Annotated in this window: 17 protein-coding genes and 2 rRNA genes (1 of these 19 running past the window's edge); 17 read left to right on the forward strand and 2 right to left on the reverse strand. The window is 36.7% G+C overall.

All coding sequences use genetic code 11. The features are described from left to right. Together NX902_RS00200 and rrf are read left to right on the forward strand one after the other, a co-directional pair. A 23S ribosomal RNA gene (locus tag NX902_RS00200) occupies positions 1–1710 on the forward strand (it extends 1226 nt beyond the left edge of the window). A 116-nt stretch (positions 1711–1826) separates the two neighbouring features. Then, positions 1827–1943 (forward strand): 5S ribosomal RNA (gene rrf, locus NX902_RS00205). A gap of 49 nt (positions 1944–1992) precedes the next feature. Here the strand turns inward: rrf and NX902_RS00210 are convergent. Next, the gene (locus NX902_RS00210) at positions 1993–2196 is read right to left on the reverse strand and encodes a sigma factor G inhibitor Gin (protein WP_095333999.1); all 204 of its coding nucleotides are present in this window, start codon (positions 2194–2196) and stop codon (positions 1993–1995) included. Between the two features lie 257 nt (positions 2197–2453). On the opposite strand from NX902_RS00210, the gene NX902_RS00215 reads away from it, so the two are divergent. From NX902_RS00215 to rsmI, 10 genes are all read left to right on the forward strand, one after another. After that, positions 2454–3890 (forward strand): aminotransferase class I/II-fold pyridoxal phosphate-dependent enzyme, encoded by a 1437-nt coding sequence (locus tag NX902_RS00215; protein ID WP_095333997.1) that lies wholly within the window; start codon positions 2454–2456, stop codon positions 3888–3890. Positions 3891–3910: 20 nt separating this feature from the next. Next, positions 3911–4540 carry a dTMP kinase gene (gene tmk, locus NX902_RS00220; protein ID WP_095333995.1) on the forward strand — a complete coding sequence of 210 codons (630 nt, stop codon included), beginning with the start codon at positions 3911–3913 and terminating at the stop codon, positions 4538–4540. Between the two features lie 171 nt (positions 4541–4711). After that, entirely contained in the window at positions 4712–5041 is a 330-nt protein-coding gene (locus tag NX902_RS00225; RefSeq protein ID WP_016204713.1) for a cyclic-di-AMP receptor, read from the forward strand. Between the two features lie 253 nt (positions 5042–5294). Then, the gene (locus NX902_RS00230; RefSeq protein ID WP_123258659.1) at positions 5295–5552 is read left to right on the forward strand and encodes a YaaR family protein; all 258 of its coding nucleotides are present in this window, start codon (positions 5295–5297) and stop codon (positions 5550–5552) included. A gap of 57 nt (positions 5553–5609) precedes the next feature. Continuing rightward, on the forward strand, positions 5610–6617 hold the full coding sequence (gene holB, locus NX902_RS00235) for a DNA polymerase III subunit delta' (protein ID WP_095333993.1): 1008 nt from the start codon (positions 5610–5612) through the stop codon (positions 6615–6617). Next, positions 6610–7437, forward strand: a complete 828-nt coding sequence (locus NX902_RS00240; protein WP_095333991.1) for a PSP1 domain-containing protein — start codon at positions 6610–6612, stop codon at positions 7435–7437. The genes holB and NX902_RS00240 overlap by 8 nt, the downstream gene beginning before the upstream one ends. Positions 7438–7449: 12 nt before the next feature. Beyond that, entirely contained in the window at positions 7450–7827 is a 378-nt protein-coding gene (yabA, locus tag NX902_RS00245; RefSeq protein ID WP_095333990.1) for a DNA replication initiation control protein YabA, read from the forward strand. 128 nt (positions 7828–7955) lie between these two features. After that, positions 7956–8699, forward strand: coding sequence for a tRNA1(Val) (adenine(37)-N6)-methyltransferase (locus tag NX902_RS00250; RefSeq protein ID WP_095333988.1), 744 nt, complete (start codon positions 7956–7958; stop codon positions 8697–8699). Then, on the forward strand, positions 8689–8976 hold the full coding sequence (locus tag NX902_RS00255; protein WP_095333986.1) for a GIY-YIG nuclease family protein: 288 nt from the start codon (positions 8689–8691) through the stop codon (positions 8974–8976). Before NX902_RS00250 ends, NX902_RS00255 begins: the two co-directional genes overlap by 11 nt. Continuing rightward, on the forward strand, positions 8954–9817 hold the full coding sequence (gene rsmI / locus NX902_RS00260; RefSeq protein WP_095333984.1) for a 16S rRNA (cytidine(1402)-2'-O)-methyltransferase: 864 nt from the start codon (positions 8954–8956) through the stop codon (positions 9815–9817). The genes NX902_RS00255 and rsmI overlap by 23 nt, the downstream gene beginning before the upstream one ends. 170 nt (positions 9818–9987) lie before the next feature. Here rsmI and NX902_RS00265 read toward each other — a convergent pair whose 3' ends face one another. Further along, complete coding sequence (locus NX902_RS00265; RefSeq protein ID WP_047944355.1) at positions 9988–10272, reverse strand: AbrB/MazE/SpoVT family DNA-binding domain-containing protein; 285 nt, start codon at positions 10270–10272, stop codon at positions 9988–9990. Between the two features lie 468 nt (positions 10273–10740). Here NX902_RS00265 and metG point away from each other — a divergent pair, with 468 nt between their 5' ends. The 5 genes from metG (at position 10741) to rsmA (ending at position 16810) form a co-directional block, all read left to right on the forward strand. Continuing rightward, positions 10741–12729, forward strand: a complete 1989-nt coding sequence (gene metG, locus NX902_RS00270) for a methionine--tRNA ligase (RefSeq protein WP_123258662.1) — start codon at positions 10741–10743, stop codon at positions 12727–12729. Positions 12730–12923: 194 nt separating this feature from the next. Further along, the gene (locus NX902_RS00275) at positions 12924–13691 is read left to right on the forward strand and encodes a TatD family hydrolase (protein WP_095333980.1); all 768 of its coding nucleotides are present in this window, start codon (positions 12924–12926) and stop codon (positions 13689–13691) included. A gap of 237 nt (positions 13692–13928) precedes the next feature. Further along, positions 13929–15110: a G5 and 3D domain-containing protein gene (locus NX902_RS00280; RefSeq protein ID WP_164463805.1), complete on the forward strand. Its 1182-nt coding sequence runs from the start codon at positions 13929–13931 to the stop codon at positions 15108–15110. A 265-nt stretch (positions 15111–15375) separates the two neighbouring features. Continuing rightward, on the forward strand, positions 15376–15936 hold the full coding sequence (gene rnmV / locus NX902_RS00285) for a ribonuclease M5 (RefSeq protein WP_095333978.1): 561 nt from the start codon (positions 15376–15378) through the stop codon (positions 15934–15936). After that, a complete protein-coding gene (gene rsmA / locus NX902_RS00290; RefSeq protein ID WP_095333977.1) occupies positions 15929–16810 on the forward strand; it encodes a 16S rRNA (adenine(1518)-N(6)/adenine(1519)-N(6))-dimethyltransferase RsmA in 882 nt (293 codons plus the stop codon). Before rnmV ends, rsmA begins: the two co-directional genes overlap by 8 nt. The last annotated feature ends 254 nt before the right edge of the window (positions 16811–17064 follow it).

The following is a 17064-nucleotide window of genomic DNA, read 5'->3' on the forward strand; positions in this document are numbered from 1 at the left end:
CAGTGGTAGGAGAGCGTTCTAAGGGCGTTGAAGCTAGACCGTAAGGACTGGTGGAGCGCTTAGAAGTGAGAATGCCGGTATGAGTAGCGAAAGATGAGTGAGAATCTCATCCACCGAATGCCTAAGGTTTCCTGAGGAAGGCTCGTCCGCTCAGGGTTAGTCGGGACCTAAGCCGAGGCTGAAAAGCGTAGGCGATGGACAACAGGTTGATATTCCTGTACCACCTTTAAATCGTTTGAGCAATGGGGGGACGCAGGAGGATAGGGTAAGCGTGCTGTTGGATTAGCACGTCCAAGCAGTTAGGCTGGTAATGAGGCAAATCCCATTACCACATAAGCGGAGCTGTGACGGCGAGGGAAATATAGTACCGAAGTTCCTGATTCCACACTGCCAAGAAAAGCCTCTAGCGAGATTTAGGGTGCCCGTACCGCAAACCGACACAGGTAGGCGAGGAGAGAATCCTAAGGTGAGCGAGAGAACTCTCGTTAAGGAACTCGGCAAAATGACCCCGTAACTTCGGGAGAAGGGGTGCTCTTGCGGGTGCAAGCCTGCGAGAGCCGCAGTGAATAGGCCCAGGCGACTGTTTAGCAAAAACACAGGTCTCTGCGAAGCCGCAAGGCGAAGTATAGGGGCTGACACCTGCCCGGTGCTGGAAGGTTAAGAGGAGGGGTTAGCACGTTAGTGCGAAGCTCTGAATTGAAGCCCCAGTAAACGGCGGCCGTAACTATAACGGTCCTAAGGTAGCGAAATTCCTTGTCGGGTAAGTTCCGACCCGCACGAAAGGTGTAACGATCTGGGCACTGTCTCAACGAGAGACTCGGTGAAATTATAGTACCTGTGAAGATGCAGGTTACCCGCGACAGGACGGAAAGACCCCGTGGAGCTTTACTGCAGCCTGATATTGAATTTTGGTACAGCTTGTACAGGATAGGTAGGAGCCTTGGAAGCCGGAGCGCTAGCTTCGGTGGAGGCATTGGTGGGATACTACCCTGGCTGTATTGACATTCTAACCCGCACCCCTGATCGGGGTGGGAGACAGTGTCAGGTGGGCAGTTTGACTGGGGCGGTCGCCTCCTAAAAAGTAACGGAGGCGCCCAAAGGTTCCCTCAGAATGGTTGGAAATCATTCGTAGAGTGTAAAGGCACAAGGGAGCTTGACTGCGAGACCTACAAGTCGAGCAGGGACGAAAGTCGGGCTTAGTGATCCGGTGGTTCCGCATGGAAGGGCCATCGCTCAACGGATAAAAGCTACCCCGGGGATAACAGGCTTATCTCCCCCAAGAGTCCACATCGACGGGGAGGTTTGGCACCTCGATGTCGGCTCATCGCATCCTGGGGCTGTAGTCGGTCCCAAGGGTTGGGCTGTTCGCCCATTAAAGCGGTACGCGAGCTGGGTTCAGAACGTCGTGAGACAGTTCGGTCCCTATCCGTCGTGGGCGTAGGAAATTTGAGAGGAGCTGTCCTTAGTACGAGAGGACCGGGATGGACGCACCGCTGGTGTACCAGTTGTCTTGCCAAAGGCATCGCTGGGTAGCTATGTGCGGAAGGGATAAGTGCTGAAAGCATCTAAGCATGAAGCCCCCCTCAAGATGAGATTTCCCATAGCGCAAGCTAGTAAGATCCCTGAAAGATGATCAGGTTGATAGGTCAGAGGTGGAAGCATGGCGACATGTGGAGCTGACTGATACTAATAGATCGAGGACTTAACTAAAATGAAAAGCGGAAATGCCTGTTTATGGCGTTGGAGCTGGACAAAATGATTACTTGGCAAATTGGAATACTTCTAAATGGTTTAGTTTTGAGAGAATAATTCTCTAAATAAATAAGTCTGGTGGCGATAGCGAGAAGGTCACACCCGTTCCCATACCGAACACGGAAGTTAAGCTTCTCAGCGCCGATGGTAGTTGGGGGTTCTCCCCCTGTGAGAGTAGGACGTCGCCAGGCAATAAGGAAACAAGCATCTATTCATTAGATGCTTGTTTTTTATTTATATCTAAGCTTGCCGTCTTTCCTGAAGAGTTCGTGCTTTTCTCATTTGATGAACAAAAAATAGATATTTGGGATCATTTGTTTTCGTATTAACAATCTCTCTTTCGCAATCCATACATATAAAGGATTCGAATAGATGAATACCTTCTAATTTATGTTCTTCACATATGAGACAGGCTTCTGCTCTACTTGATTGATATTTCCCCATTTCTCCACCTCCATAGACATTATTCTATCCATTTTAGTAATCACTCATACCTTTATTCTTAAAAACTACTAAACTAAAATACTACAAAATAGGAAAGACTAAAGGGGGATTGATAATATAGCCCAATATGGGTGGATAAGGGATTTATATTATCTGAAATACTTAGATAAGAAAATGGAAAGAAGGAAACGTAAATTACTTCCTATGAAGAAAAAGTGATAAAATAAATAGAGTGAAAAAAGAAAAGAGGAATACTATTGCAAGAAAACACACCGTTATATTCTAAACTGTTGCAATTCCAGTCGAAAAATAATATTTCTTTTCATGTACCTGGTCATAAGAATGGGGAATTAATTTCTTCGGAAGAGGAGTGGAAAGGACCCTTATGGAATTTTGATGTGACAGAGCTCAATGGCTTAGATGATTTACATGCACCAACAGGTGTTATTGCAGATGCAGAAAAATTACTAACAGATTTTTATGGAGTTAAGAAAAGTTATTTTCTTGTAAATGGAAGTACTGTTGGGAATTTAGCAATGATATTAGCGGCCTTAACAGAGGGTGACAAAGTATTTGTACAAAGGAATAGCCATAAATCAATTATGAATGGAATAAAGTTAGCAAAGGCAGAGCCTATTTTACTTAGCCCTGATTATGAGGAAGATTGGAAAGTCGATACTGTCCTTTCAAAAAAAACAATTGAACAGGCAATTGCACGATTCCCAGAAGTCAAAAAGCTTATTTTAACTTCTCCTAATTATTATGGAATGGTTGGAAATTTACAGGAGATTATTGACTTAGCCCATGCTAATGGCATTTGTGTATTAGTAGATGAAGCGCATGGAGCACATTTTAAAGGAAACCCACATTTTCCACCTTCAGCAGTTGAGTTAGGTGCAGATATAGTTGTTCAATCAGCACATAAGACGCTTCCTGCATTAACAATGGGTGCTTATTTACATTATAATACAGCATTCGTTCAACAAGAGGATGTTAAACATTACTTAGACATTTTACAGTCCAGCAGTCCATCTTATCTTATTATGGCCTCTCTAGATAAGGCTAGGCATTATATAGCAAACTATAGCATGGAGGATTGGGAATACCTACATACGATGCTTACACTTTTTCGGGAACAACTTCATACAATACCCCAGCTAAATGTACTAAATTATCCTTATGATGGAGATCCTTTAAAAATTACTATTCAATCAACAGAAAATAGAAGCGGATTCGAATTACAAAAAGAATTAGAAAAAGAGGGCATTTATACGGAGTTAGCTGATTCAAATAATATATTATTTGTCTTTCCATTGTTAAAGAAAGGAATCTCTTACCCATTAGAAAAGGTTATTTATAAAATAAAAAGGGCACTTCTTAAACATACACATGCTTATTCTTCACAGAGTGAGACAGTTGAATCTATAAAAAAGCGTCAGGATATAGTAGAATTAAAACTTAGTGAAAAAGAACAAGCAATACGAAGTAAGGTAGAAGTTTCATTAAGTGAAGCTTTACATGCAGTTTGTGCAGAAACAATTATTCCATATCCTCCAGGAATTCCTATTTTAATGCCTGGAGAGGAGATAACGAACTATCATATTAAACAAATAACGAACTTATTAAAGGATGGAGCAAGATTTCAAGGAAGTCCATCTATTTATAAAAATAGAATTACAATTTTTAAGAAATGACAACTTAGGAGGACAATAAGGTGACAAAAGGGCTCTTTATTACATTAGAAGGACCAGAAGGAGCGGGAAAGACAACCGTTATCGATATGTTGTTAAATTATTATCAAGAAAAAGAACTACAGATTATAAAGACTAGGGAACCAGGTGGAATTCCTATTTCAGAAAAAATTAGAAATATTATATTAGATCCTAAGCATATTGAAATGGATGCTCGGACAGAAGCGTTACTATATGCAGCTGCTAGAAGACAGCATTTAGTAGAGAAGGTCGTTCCAGCTTTAAACGGCGGAGCAATTGTATTATGTGATCGCTTTATTGATAGTTCATTGGCATATCAAGGGTATGCAAGAGGAATTGATATGGATGAAATTTGGAAAATTAATCAATTTGCAATTGGAGATATCATGCCTGAACTAACCATTTATTTTGATTTAGATCCAAGGGTTGGTTTAGCAAGAATTAATAATACGAGTGATAGAGAAATTAACCGTTTGGATTTAGAAACGATTGAATTCCATGAAAGAGTACAAGAAGGCTATTCTAAGGTAATAGAGAAATTTCCAGAGAGAATAATAAAAGTAGATGCATCGAAACCACTAGAACAGGTTTTGGAGGATACAGTGGATATTATTAATCGTTTTTTAAAGTAGAAGTGCGTTGCTAATTATATATTAGGGTATTATGCATATAGTGATAACAAACAAAAAATAGATAGGCTTTCAAAGAATTATTTTCCTTTCAGCTGTTTGTTTTTATATTTATTGCTATAATAGGAACAAGTTATAAAATCATTCGGAAACTATAATAAGGGGCGGGATAAAATGAAATTAATTCTAACAGTCATTCAAGATAAAGATAGTAACAAATTACTTAATGCACTAGTTGAAAATAATTTTAGAGCAACAAAGCTTGCGAGTACTGGCGGATTCTTGAAATCTGGAAATACCACCTTTATGATAGGAACGGAAGATATACGTGTGGAAAAAGCACTGCAAATCATTAAAGAAAATTGTCAATCAAGAGACCAATTAGTAGCACCTGTATCGCCAATGGGAGGAAATGCAGATTCTTATGTCCCTTATCCAGTAGAAGTGGAAGTTGGTGGAGCAACAGTCTTTGTATTACCTGTAGAGCAATTTAAACAATTTTAAGCTGTACATCGGTTAACTTCTGTTACCGATGTACTTTCATGGTTAAATGATAAAAGTTAAAAGTGAGAGCAGATCTTTTTGCTAACAAGTAGTAGATCGTTCTTCAGGAGGAAGAATATGAAGATTAATAAAGACATTCGAATCAATCTGGAAGGGAATAGATTAGAAACAAAAGGTAGTCTAGGGACTCTAAATTTCAGGGATATGTCCAACAACAAAATGAGAAATTAAAGGTCGATCAGCTTCAAAATTGATGAAGAACATCGATGATATTGGCAATAGGTTAGGGCGATCCCAAAATTTAAAAGACTTAACAAAATATAAATCTCTTGTTAAACAGTTTGTAAAAGAAGCTGTTGAATTAGGGATGAAAGTAAAAAAAGACAACTCGTGGGATCAGTTTGGCCAAGGGAGAGACTTGCGTGTTGTACAGGTAATTGATGATAAGTTAGTAGAATTAACAGAAGAAGTAATTGCGACTGAGAAAAAATGGCATAAATATCTTAGATAAAATTGGTGAAATTAAAGGTTTACTAATTAATATATATACGTAAATGGAGTGATTGTCTTGACAAGGACGTGGGAACAGCTTGAACAGACACAACCCATTGTTTTAAAAATGCTAAAAAACAGCTTGAAAAAAGAGAGATTAGCTCATGCATATCTTTTTGAAGGAATGAAGGGAACTGGTAAACGGGAAATAAGTCTAGTTCTCACTAAGAGCATTTTATGTGAAAATACTATAGATGGATATGTTCCATGTGAAACATGTTCAAATTGCAAGCGGATAAATAATGGTAACCATCCTGATGTGCATTTACTTGAGCCAGATGGATTATCCATAAAGAAGCATCAAATACAAAGCCTACAAGAAGAGTTTTCCAAGACTGGAGTAGAGTCAAAGCAAAAGGTGTATATTCTTGTTCATGCAGATAAAATGACTACAAATGCGGCTAATAGTTTACTGAAATTTTTAGAGGAACCAAATGCAGAAACAACGGCCATTCTAATAACAGAACAAATTCAGCAAATATTGCCGACTATTTTGTCTCGGTGTCAGGTCCTTTCCTTTACACCATTATCCCCAAATGAAATGGCTAAAGAACTAGTAAGAAATGGAATAAAACCAAATGAAGCCCCTTTACTTGCGCAAATTACCAATAATTTTGAAGAGGCATTGACACTTAGTACGGATGAATGGTTTGTACAAGCGCAAAAAATAGTGGTAAAATTATATGAGGCTCTTAAAGGAGCTCCTTTAGAAGCATTAGTAGCTCTTCAAAGGGACTGGTTTTCTCATTTTAAGGAAAAGGATCAGTTTGATAGAGGACTCGATTTATTATTGCTGCTTTATAAAGATTTATTATATATACAGCTTGGCAAGCACGATCAGATTGTATACGTTAGCGAAAAGGGACGATTAGAGACTTATGCTTTAAGAACTTCTAACAGGCGCTTAACGGAACAAATGACAGCTATTTTTGAAGCAAAGCGAAAGCTGCAGGGGAATATGAATCCACAGTTATTGATGGAGCAGCTGGTGCTAGAGCTGCAGGAGGGATCTTCAGTTGTATGATGTTGTAGGAATCCGCTTTAAAAAAGCTGGAAAAATATATTATTTTGATCCAAATGAATTAATCATTCAAAAGGGAGACTTCGTCATCGTCGAAACTGTTCGAGGTGTAGAATTCGGGAGAGTAGTTATTGGACCGAAAAAAGTAGATGAAAACGATGTTGTTTTACCCTTGAAAAAAGTATTAAGAATTGCGGATCATAAAGATCAAATGATTGTAGCCGAAAACAAGGTTGCAGCAAAAGAGGCATATGATGTTTGTTGTGAGAAAGTTACGCTACATGAATTAGATATGAAATTAGTGGATGTAGAATATACATTTGACCGTAATAAAATTATTTTTTATTTTACCGCTGATGGTCGAGTAGACTTTAGGGAATTGGTAAAAGATTTAGCTTCCATTTTTCGAACAAGAATTGAACTTCGTCAGATTGGTGTAAGAGATGAAGCTAAAATGCTAGGTGGAATTGGTCCTTGTGGAAGAATGTTATGCTGTTCGACATTCTTAGGGGATTTCGAACCAGTATCTATTAAGATGGCAAAAGACCAAAACCTTTCCTTAAACCCAACGAAAATTTCCGGATTATGCGGACGATTAATGTGTTGTTTAAAATATGAGAATGACGATTATGAAGCTGCCAAGGAACTTTTACCAGACTTAGGTGATTGGATTAATACACCGGATGGAAAGGGAAAAGTTGTTGGTTTAAATATTTTAGAACGTGTACTCCAAGTGGAAATTTCTGAACAAGAACGAGTGCTTGAATATACATTAGATGAGATACTGCAAGAGGATGCTGTTTCAGTTCAATCCACAGATTAATGAGGTGGAAGAGTGGATAAAAAAGAAGTTTTTGAATCAGTAATAAATATGGAAAGTCAAATTGGTAATTTGTATAAGCAATTAGGTGATCTTAAACAGCATGTAGCTGAGCTTATTGAAGAGAATAATAGGCTGCAGCTAGAAAATGAAAATCTAAGAAGGCACTTAGAGGATATACCAAGAGAAAAAGATTCGAAACAGGATAAAAATAAAAGAAGGAACATAAAACAAGGTAAGACGATGGAGGAAAAAAATATTGATATAGGGGAAGGGTATGACAACCTGGCAAGACTATATCAAGAAGGTTTTCATATTTGTAATCTTCATTTTGGAAGTCCTCGAAAAGATGGAGATTGTCTTTTTTGTTTATCGTTTCTTAATAAAAAATAAGGATGTCTCAAAGAAATTATTGCCCGAGTATGTAAGCAATACAATCAATGTATTGTCAGGGGATGACTCTTCTTCTTGAGACATCTCTTTTTCTATGCAGGAATAGGAAAGATGGAGGTAAAAAAAGAGTGGTTCCATTAATTGGAGATGAAAGATTAGATTATTTGCTGGATGAACGATTAAGAATTATTCAAAGTCCATCTGTTTTTTCTTTCTCATTAGATGCAGTATTATTAGCGGATTTTGTCTCTATTCCTTTGAAGAGGGGGGCAATTGTTGATTTATGTAGTGGGAATGGAGTAATTCCACTCTTTTTGTCACTTCGAACAGAGGGAGATATTGTAGGAGTAGAAATACAAGAAAGATTATATGATATGGCAAATAGAAGCATTCAGTATAATCATTTAGAACAAAAAATAAAAATGATTCATGGTGATATTAAGGATGCTCCTAGTTTACTTGGGTATGAGAAGTATGACGCAGTGACGTGTAATCCTCCCTACTTTAAGAAGACGAACTCAATGGCAGAGATTAATGGTAATGAGCATCTTGCTATAGCTAGGCATGAGATTCTCTGTACACTTGAGGATACAATTAGTATATCTAGTCAATTGGTTAAACAAGGTGGAAAAGTAGCTTTTGTTCATCGACCTGGCAGGCTATTAGATATCATTACATTTATGAGGGAGAATCGATTGGAACCAAAGCGAATCCGATTTGTCTATCCAAAAGAAGGTAAAGAAGCGAATATTTTATTAGTTGAAGCAATAAAAGATGGGAAACCAGACTTAAAAGTTCTCCCTCCGTTATTTGTTTATAAAGATGGCAACAATTATACAGAGGAAATGAGCAGAATACTGTATGGAAAATAAGAATCATTATTTTTATGTATTAAAGTGTAAGGATGGCAGCTATTATGCTGGTTATACAAATGATCTTCAAAAGCGAGTAAAAACGCATAATGATGGCAAAGGGGCAAAGTATACAAGAGGGCGTTTACCGGTATCTGTTATTTACTATGAGGAATTTCAGACAAAACAAGAGGCCATGAAAGCAGAGTATGCTTTTAAACAGTTAGATAGAAAGAAGAAGGAAAAGTTTTTATGGAAGGAAGTAGGTGAAGGAAATGAAACAACAAAAAAGCTTTAAAGAAAAAAGGGGAGCGCTGTATTTAGTCCCTACTCCTATCGGGAATTTAGAAGATATGAGTTTTCGAGCAATTAGAATTTTGAAAGAGGCAGATATTATTGCTGCAGAGGATACGCGTAATACAAAAAAACTATGTAATTATTTTGAAATTGCAACTCCAGTAGTCAGCTATCATGAACATAATAAAGAGACTAGTGGTCAAAAGCTAATACAAGCTTTGAAAGAGGATAAAATAATCGCATTAGTAAGCGATGCGGGAATGCCAACCATTGCAGATCCAGGATATGAGCTAGCTATGAATGCTATTAATCAAGAAATCCCAGTTATTCCTCTTCCAGGAGCAAATGCAGCATTAACAGCTCTGATTGCTTCGGGACTTCCGACACATCCTTTCTACTTTTATGGTTTCCTTAATCGTCAAAAGAAGGAGAAGAAGAAGGAGTTGCTTTTCCTAAAGAGTGTTCCAGGTACGTTGCTCTTATATGAATCCCCGCATCGTTTAAAAGAAACATTGGTTTTAATAAGGGAAATTCTCGGTAATAGAAAGATCACATTATGTAGAGAGTTGACAAAGTTATATGAGGAATTTATTCGTGGAACTCTAGAGGAGGCAATTGCTTGGTCTCAATCAGAAGAAATAAGAGGAGAGTTCTGTTTAGTTATCGAACAAGGAGAATTACAAACGGAAGACAATAATTGGTGGGAAGACTTATCTATTGTTCAACATGTAGATCACTATGTGGAAAAAGAGGGAATTACGGTAAAAGAAGCAATTAAAAAGACTGCATTAGATAGAGAAATGCAAAAAAGAGACATTTACCAAGAATACCATATTCAATAAGAAAAAGGGCTGCTGCCTTAAATCGGAACATCAAAAATATGATGGTGTTCCCCTTTAAGGCGGCAGTCCTTTAGTTTATAAAAAAGAACGAATAAGCTTTTCTTATTTATTCATTCAAGAAACTATGAATAAATAAAGAGTGATGTACTTACACATTTCTAACTTTATTCTTATTTTGCAAGTTCAAAATTGCTTTTAATTTCCGCGATTAATTGCTCTGCACCTTCACGGCTAAGAATTAATTTACCACCAGCTAAAGATAGATTATCATCTGATACTTCTCCAGTAACTTGGCAAGTCATGTTTGGTTTATATTTTTTTAAGATGATTTTTTCATCATCTACATAAATTTCTAGAGCATCCTTTTCCGCAATTCCTAATGTACGTCTTAATTCGATTGGAATTACCACACGACCTAATTCATCAACTTTACGAACAATACCTGTAGATTTCATTTTCTTTTCTCCTCCCAAAAGTAAGTATTTATATTTTTTTCGCTAATTTTCGACAAATTTCTTTGTATGTTTATTATAATACCAGCCATTCCCATAAACGTCAATTATTTATTTTGAAATAAATGTATTTTAAAAAACCTTATTAAAGTAGGCTTTTCTGGAGTATGAAATGATAAATAAACATAGGATGGGATAAATTGGTATAGTATTTTCGTTCTATTTTTGTTATTTTTTCGACAAAAAACAACATTTTTATTTGTCATTTTTTCTTCCAAAACATCGCTGTTGCATTACTAATTATTTTTAGGTATATTTTGATGGGATAAAAGGAAAAATGGCAATAATTATGCGGTTTATAAATGTTCTTATACTTTTTTGTTTCGATAAAAAAGAAGAATGGTTACAATAGTAATAGCAGTTATTTTACTTAAGGTACATATTATATACATATACATAGGAGGAAACTAAGTGAAGGATCAAGAAAAAACTTTTTATATTACTACGCCAATCTATTATCCAAGTGGCAATTTACATATTGGGCATGCCTACACAACAGTTGCTGGAGATGCAATGGCTCGTTATAAAAGAATGAGAGGATATGAAGTTCGTTACTTAACTGGAACGGATGAACATGGGCAAAAAATTCAGCGCAAAGCAGAAGAAGCAGGAATTACACCTATTCAGTATGTAGATGAAATTGTGGCAGGAATAAAGGAATTATGGGATAAGCTTGATATTTCCTATGATGATTTTATCCGTACAACAGAAAAACGACATACGGATGTTGTCGAAAAAATGTTTAAGAAATTAGTGGATCAAGGAGATATTTATTTAGATGAATATCAAGGATGGTATTCTGTTTCTGATGAAACGTATTATACAGAACTACAGTTAGTTGATCCTATTTATGATGAACATGGCAAAGTAATTGGAGGGAAAAGCCCCGACAGTGGTCATGCCGTTGAACTAGTAAAAGAGGAATCATATTTCTTTAGAATGGGGAAATATGCAGATCGCTTGTTAGCATTTTACGAGGAAAATCCAGAATTTATCCAACCAGAATCTCGCAAGAACGAGATGATTAATAACTTTATCAAACCAGGATTGGAAGATTTAGCAGTCTCAAGAACGACTTTTGATTGGGGAATTAAAGTGCCAGGGGATCCGAAGCATGTTGTGTATGTATGGATCGATGCCCTTTCCAATTATATTACTGCGCTAGGGTATGGCTCTGACGATGAAACATTATACAAAAAGTTCTGGCCAGCAAATGTACATTTAGTTGGGAAAGAAATTGTTCGTTTTCACACGATATATTGGCCAATCATGCTTATGGCATTAGATCTACCATTGCCTAAGAAAGTCTTTGCACATGGCTGGATTCTAATGAAAGATGGTAAAATGTCTAAATCAAAAGGAAATGTGGTTAATCCAGTGACGTTAATTGATCGTTATGGATTAGATGCTCTTCGTTATTATTTATTAAGAGAAGTACCATTTGGTTCTGATGGTGTGTTTACTCCAGAAGCGTTTGTAGAGAGAGTGAACTTTGATTTAGCGAATGACTTAGGGAACTTATTAAATCGTACAGTGGCGATGATTAATAAGTACTTTAATGGTGAAATTCCTACCTATAAAAATTCAGAGGGAACTTTTGAAAAGTCACTTGTGGAAGCACATCAAGAAACGGTTAAGAAATATGCGGAGCATATGGAAAATATGGAGTTCTCCGTTGTACTAACAACGTTATGGCAATTAGTCAGCAGAAATAATAAATATATCGATGAAACACAGCCATGGGTATTAGCGAAAGAGGAAAAGACAGAAGAATTAGCAGTTGTGATGAATCACTTAGCAGAATCTTTAAGAAGAATCGCAATTATGTTAAAACCATTCTTAACAAGAACACCTGATAAAATTTTTAAACAGTTGAACATACAAGATGAATCCTTACAGACATGGGACAGCTTGGAACGTTTTGGCATAATCCCTGCGGGTACTATAGTAGAGAAGGGAGATCCTATTTTCCCTAGATTAGATATCCAAGAAGAAGTGGAATTTATTAAGAGCGAAATGAAGGGACCTCAAAAGGAAGAAGAAACGAAACAAGAGGTTCAAGAAGTTCCGGACGTAGAGGAAATCACAATAGATGACTTTATGAAGGTAGATTTACGTGTAGCACAAGTGCTGGAAGCTGAACCTGTGAAAAAAGCAGACAAGTTATTGAAGTTACAATTGGATCTTGGTTATGAGAAAAGACAAGTAGTTTCTGGAATTGCTAAATATTATTCTCCTGAAGACTTGGTAGGACGAAAGGTTATTTGTGTAACAAATTTAAAACCAGTTAAATTAAGAGGCGAACTTTCTCAAGGAATGATTTTAGCTGGAAGTCATGACGGCGAATTGTCTCTTGCGACAATCGCAGAGGCTTTACCACTTGGAGCAAAAGTAAAATAAAATGATAGGAAAAACATGGAGATGTTTTAATTGGGGAAATCGCCAAGATCTTTAATGGGAATGGGCGAGAAAACTCCATATTTTAATCATCTCTATGTTTTTTCTTCTTTCATTAAGACTGTGGTGGCAAGGATAGAACGGTCTGAGAAAATAAAGTGTAAATATATTTAACAGATGATGGAGGGATGTTTATCATGTTATTTGATACACATACACATATTAATGCAAATGAGTTTCAAGATGATATAGAAGAAGTGATACAACGAGCACTTGATGTAGGAATGGAAAAAATGGTAGTGGTTGGGTTTGATAGACCTACTATTACAAAGGCGATGGAGCTTATTGAGCAGTATGATTTTGTTTACGCAAGCATAGGGTGGCATCCTGTAGATGCTATCGATATGGTAGATGAAGATTTGGTTTGGATTGAAGAATTGGCAAAGCATCCAAAAGTCATTGCAATAGGAGAAATGGGACTAGATTATCATTGGGATAAATCGCCAAAAGATATTCAAAAAGAAGTGTTTAGAAAGCAAATTCAATTAGCAAAAAAAGTAAAACTTCCGATAATTATTCATAATCGTGAAGCGACTGCTGATATTGTTGAAATCTTAAAAGAAGAGGATGCAAAAGAGGTAGGCGGGATTATGCATTGTTATGGAGGAAGTGTAGAAACTGCGCTTGAATGTATAAATATGAATTTTTATATTTCGCTTGGTGGAACGGTTACTTTTAAAAATGCACGAAAGCCAAAGGAAGTTGCAGAAGCCATTTCGTTAGATCATTTATTAATCGAAACGGACTGCCCATATTTAGCACCGACCCCTTTTAGAGGAAAACGCAATGAACCTAGTTATGTAAAACTAGTAGCAGAAGAGATTGCTGCTATAAAAGGGATTTCCTACGAAGAGGTGGCGTCAAAAACAACAGAAAACGCAAAAAAATTATTCGGCATAAACTGATAAAGATTTTTGTCGAATGAAGAAAGAGCTTGTCCGAACTTCCTCTTATTTTTAATCGTTCTACATTGCTTCCTTTTCTCATAGACTAATTATGTCGAGATTTCTTTCTTTCCTTTCGCTTGTTTTTTTTGCATAATAGGATATACGTTCAAAGATTCTAAAGGGTTGACAGCGGACATGATACTCTATATAATCACTCCGAGAGAAAAGGAGGCGTTTTTCATCGTAATCAAAAACATGAAAAACCTGTTTTCAAAATCTTTGAGCAAGAAGAAAGTGTCTATCTTTTTAGCTAGTTTCATCGTTTTTGCGAGTAGTATTGGATTTATAATTTATGAAACTACTAAAAGTACTGTGGCACTAACGCTAAATGGTAAAGAACAAATCATCGAGACGCACTCATCTACTATACAACAAATATTTGATGATTTAGATATTACCGTCGGTTCAAAAGATTATGTGTTTCCCTCGTTAAACACAAAGGTGACAGATAACCTAGAAGTTGTCTGGAAAAAAGCTAAACAGGTTGAATTGCAAAAAGACGACGAGAAGAAAACGGTTTGGACAACAGTAGATACTGTTAAGGAGTTTTTAGAAGAACAAAAAATTTCTTTGAACGAGCACGACCAGATCAATCAGAAAGAAAATAACCCTATAGAACATAAAATGGACGTTGTCGTACATACAGCATTTCCAGTAACGCTAGTAGACGCAGGAAAGAAAAAGCAAGTATGGTCCACTTCGACTACGGTCGCTGACTTTTTAACACAACAGGAGATCTCACTTGATAAATTAGACCGAGTTGAACCAGCTCTAAAGGAAAAAGTGAAAGAAGAAGCTATTGTTAATATAACAAGAATAGAAAAGGTCACCGATGTAGTGGAACAACCGATTAATTTTGCCGTAATCACCCAAAAGGACGATGATCTTCCACACGGAACAGAAAAAGTACTTAAAGAGGGAACTGAAGGAGTGGTCTCTAAAAAGTATGAAGTGACGAAGGAAAATGGCAAAGAGATTTCCCGAAAATTGCTAAGTGAAACAACAGTAAAAGAAAAGCAGGATAAAATTGTCTCTGTTGGAACAAAAGACGAAGTCATTCAACTTGCATCCCGTGGTGAAGAACGTGGGCAAGAAGTGTTCGTCAATTCAACAGCATATACTGCTAGCTGTAATGGATGTTCTGGCCGAACGGCTACTGGAATTGATCTGAAAGCTAATCCTAATGCAAAAGTAATTGCTGTCGACCCAAGTTTTATCCCATTAGGAACAAAAGTTTATGTGGAAGGCTATGGCTACGCTGTTGCTGCCGATACTGGCGGAAGTGTAAAAGGGCAGAAAATTGATGTTTTCTTTTCCACAAAAGCCGAAGCTTACCGTTGGGGTAACAGGCAAGTTAAGATAAAAATAATTAATTAGGTAAAATAGAAATCTCGACAATTTATCATCCAATATCAGATGATAGAAAGTTAGCTAATTTGGCAGAGGGAGCATCTCCTCTGTCCTTTTTTATGTTTCATCACTTGTTAATTAAATTGCAATGAATCAGCCATTTGTTTAAACATAAATATTAGCTATAATGATAATAATTAAAACATTTCTTTCTCTCTGTATATATAGACGATTCATGTTACAATTATGTTTCATTTTTTTTTCAAATTTTAAATATTTTTTTGGAGGTTCCATGAAGATTAAAGAAATAATAGTAGTGGAAGGTCGAGATGATACTACCGCTATTAAGCGAGCGGTAGATGCAGATACAATTGAAACAAACGGTTCAGCTATTAATCAAGAGACATTGGATAAAATAAAGCTAGCCCAAAAAACAAGAGGAGTTATTGTTTTGACAGATCCAGACTATCCAGGTCAAAAAATTCGTCATACAATTGAAATGCATGTTCCTGAATGCAAGCATGCCTTTATTCCGAAGGAGCTTGCTATCCATAAGCATGGTAAAGGTGTTGGGGTGGAACATGCATCAGTAGAAGTAATTAGAGAAGCATTAAAAGAAGCACATCTGATGCAAGAAACAATAAAGGAAGAAATTACAAAGGAAGATTTAATTGATGCGGGCTTAATTGGCGGTGCTGATTCTAAGGAGCGAAGAGAACAGTTAGGTAAGCTGCTTAAAATTGGGTATACAAATGGAAAACAGCTCTATAAACGATTATTGATGTTTCATATTACAAAGGCAGAGTTTGCACAAGCGATTAAGGAAATACGCCAGGAGGATAAGCATGTATAAAGATATAGCAACACCCGCAAGGACAAGAGCAATACTAGATAAATATGGTTTTTCCTTTAAGAAAAGCTTAGGACAGAACTTTTTAATTGATACAAACATTTTGAGAAATATTGTGGATCATGCGCAGTTAACAGAAGATTCAGGTGCAATTGAGGTTGGCCCTGGAATTGGCGCATTAACAGAACAATTAGCAAAGCGGAGCAAAAAGGTTGTAGCGTATGAGATTGATCAACGTCTATTACCGATTTTAAAAGAGACACTTGAACCATATCCTCACGCAAAAATTATCCACCAGGATATTTTAAAGGCAAATGTTAAGGAAATGTTAGACACAGAGTTTAAAGATATCAAGGATATTATGCTTGTTGCTAATTTACCTTATTATGTTACAACGCCGATTATTATGAAGATACTAGAAGAAAAGTTACCTTTAAGAGGCATTGTGGTAATGCTACAAAAAGAAGTGGCAGAACGAATTTCAGCGAAGCCAGGAACGAAGGAATATGGTTCTCTTTCAATTGCCATTCAGTATTATACAAAACCAGAAGTGGTTATGATTGTACCAAAAACTGTTTTTGTCCCTCAACCAAATGTGGATTCAGCTGTTATTCGTCTTACGATTAGAGAAACACCGTCTGTTGTAGTGAAAAATGAAGCATTTTTCTTTCAAATAACAAGAGCCAGCTTTGCACAAAGAAGAAAAACGATTCTCAATAACTTATCGAGCCAATTAGAGGGTGGAAAAGAAAAGAAGGCAGAAATCATAGAAGCGCTGGAACAAGCGGAAATTGAGCCTTCTAGACGCGGAGAATCATTATCTATTGAAGAGTTCGCGAAGCTCAGTGACATACTTTATGAAACGTTTGGAAAATAATGATGATAAATAGGTGTACAGATTAATTGCTTTTCCTAAAAAATATCAAGGAAGAGGAAGCTTTCTGTGCACCTTTTTATATGATGTTTTATTTGGTAAAGGTTGTTGTTAGGAAAGGGGAGCAGCCGATGTTCTCATTCTTCTTTTTCGAATTGCTCACAACTTTATAGACGTATGCATAATTTATCAGAGATAGATATTGAATAATAATATCCACTCAGGAGAAACAAGTTTGGGTTAATTGGAGTGACAAG

It is taken from the genome of Niallia sp. FSL W8-0954 (assembly GCF_038005605.1).
Classification (GTDB): domain Bacteria; phylum Bacillota; class Bacilli; order Bacillales; family Cytobacillaceae; genus Niallia; species Niallia circulans_A.

Coding starts and splice junctions, on each gene's coding strand:
- NX902_RS00275 (WP_095333980.1), top strand. CDS start 12,924: ATGTTATTTGATACACATACACATATTAATGCAAATGAGTTTCAAGAT.
- rnmV (WP_095333978.1), top strand. CDS start 15,376: ATGAAGATTAAAGAAATAATAGTAGTGGAAGGTCGAGATGATACTACC.
- NX902_RS00225 (WP_016204713.1), top strand. CDS start 4,712: ATGAAATTAATTCTAACAGTCATTCAAGATAAAGATAGTAACAAATTA.
- NX902_RS00280 (WP_164463805.1), top strand. CDS start 13,929: ATGAAAAACCTGTTTTCAAAATCTTTGAGCAAGAAGAAAGTGTCTATC.
- NX902_RS00265 (WP_047944355.1), bottom strand. CDS start 10,272: ATGAAATCTACAGGTATTGTTCGTAAAGTTGATGAATTAGGTCGTGTG.
- NX902_RS00230 (WP_123258659.1), top strand. CDS start 5,295: ATGAAGAACATCGATGATATTGGCAATAGGTTAGGGCGATCCCAAAAT.
- NX902_RS00255 (WP_095333986.1), top strand. CDS start 8,689: ATGGAAAATAAGAATCATTATTTTTATGTATTAAAGTGTAAGGATGGC.
- rsmA (WP_095333977.1), top strand. CDS start 15,929: ATGTATAAAGATATAGCAACACCCGCAAGGACAAGAGCAATACTAGAT.
- rsmI (WP_095333984.1), top strand. CDS start 8,954: ATGAAACAACAAAAAAGCTTTAAAGAAAAAAGGGGAGCGCTGTATTTA.
- NX902_RS00210 (WP_095333999.1), bottom strand. CDS start 2,196: ATGGGGAAATATCAATCAAGTAGAGCAGAAGCCTGTCTCATATGTGAA.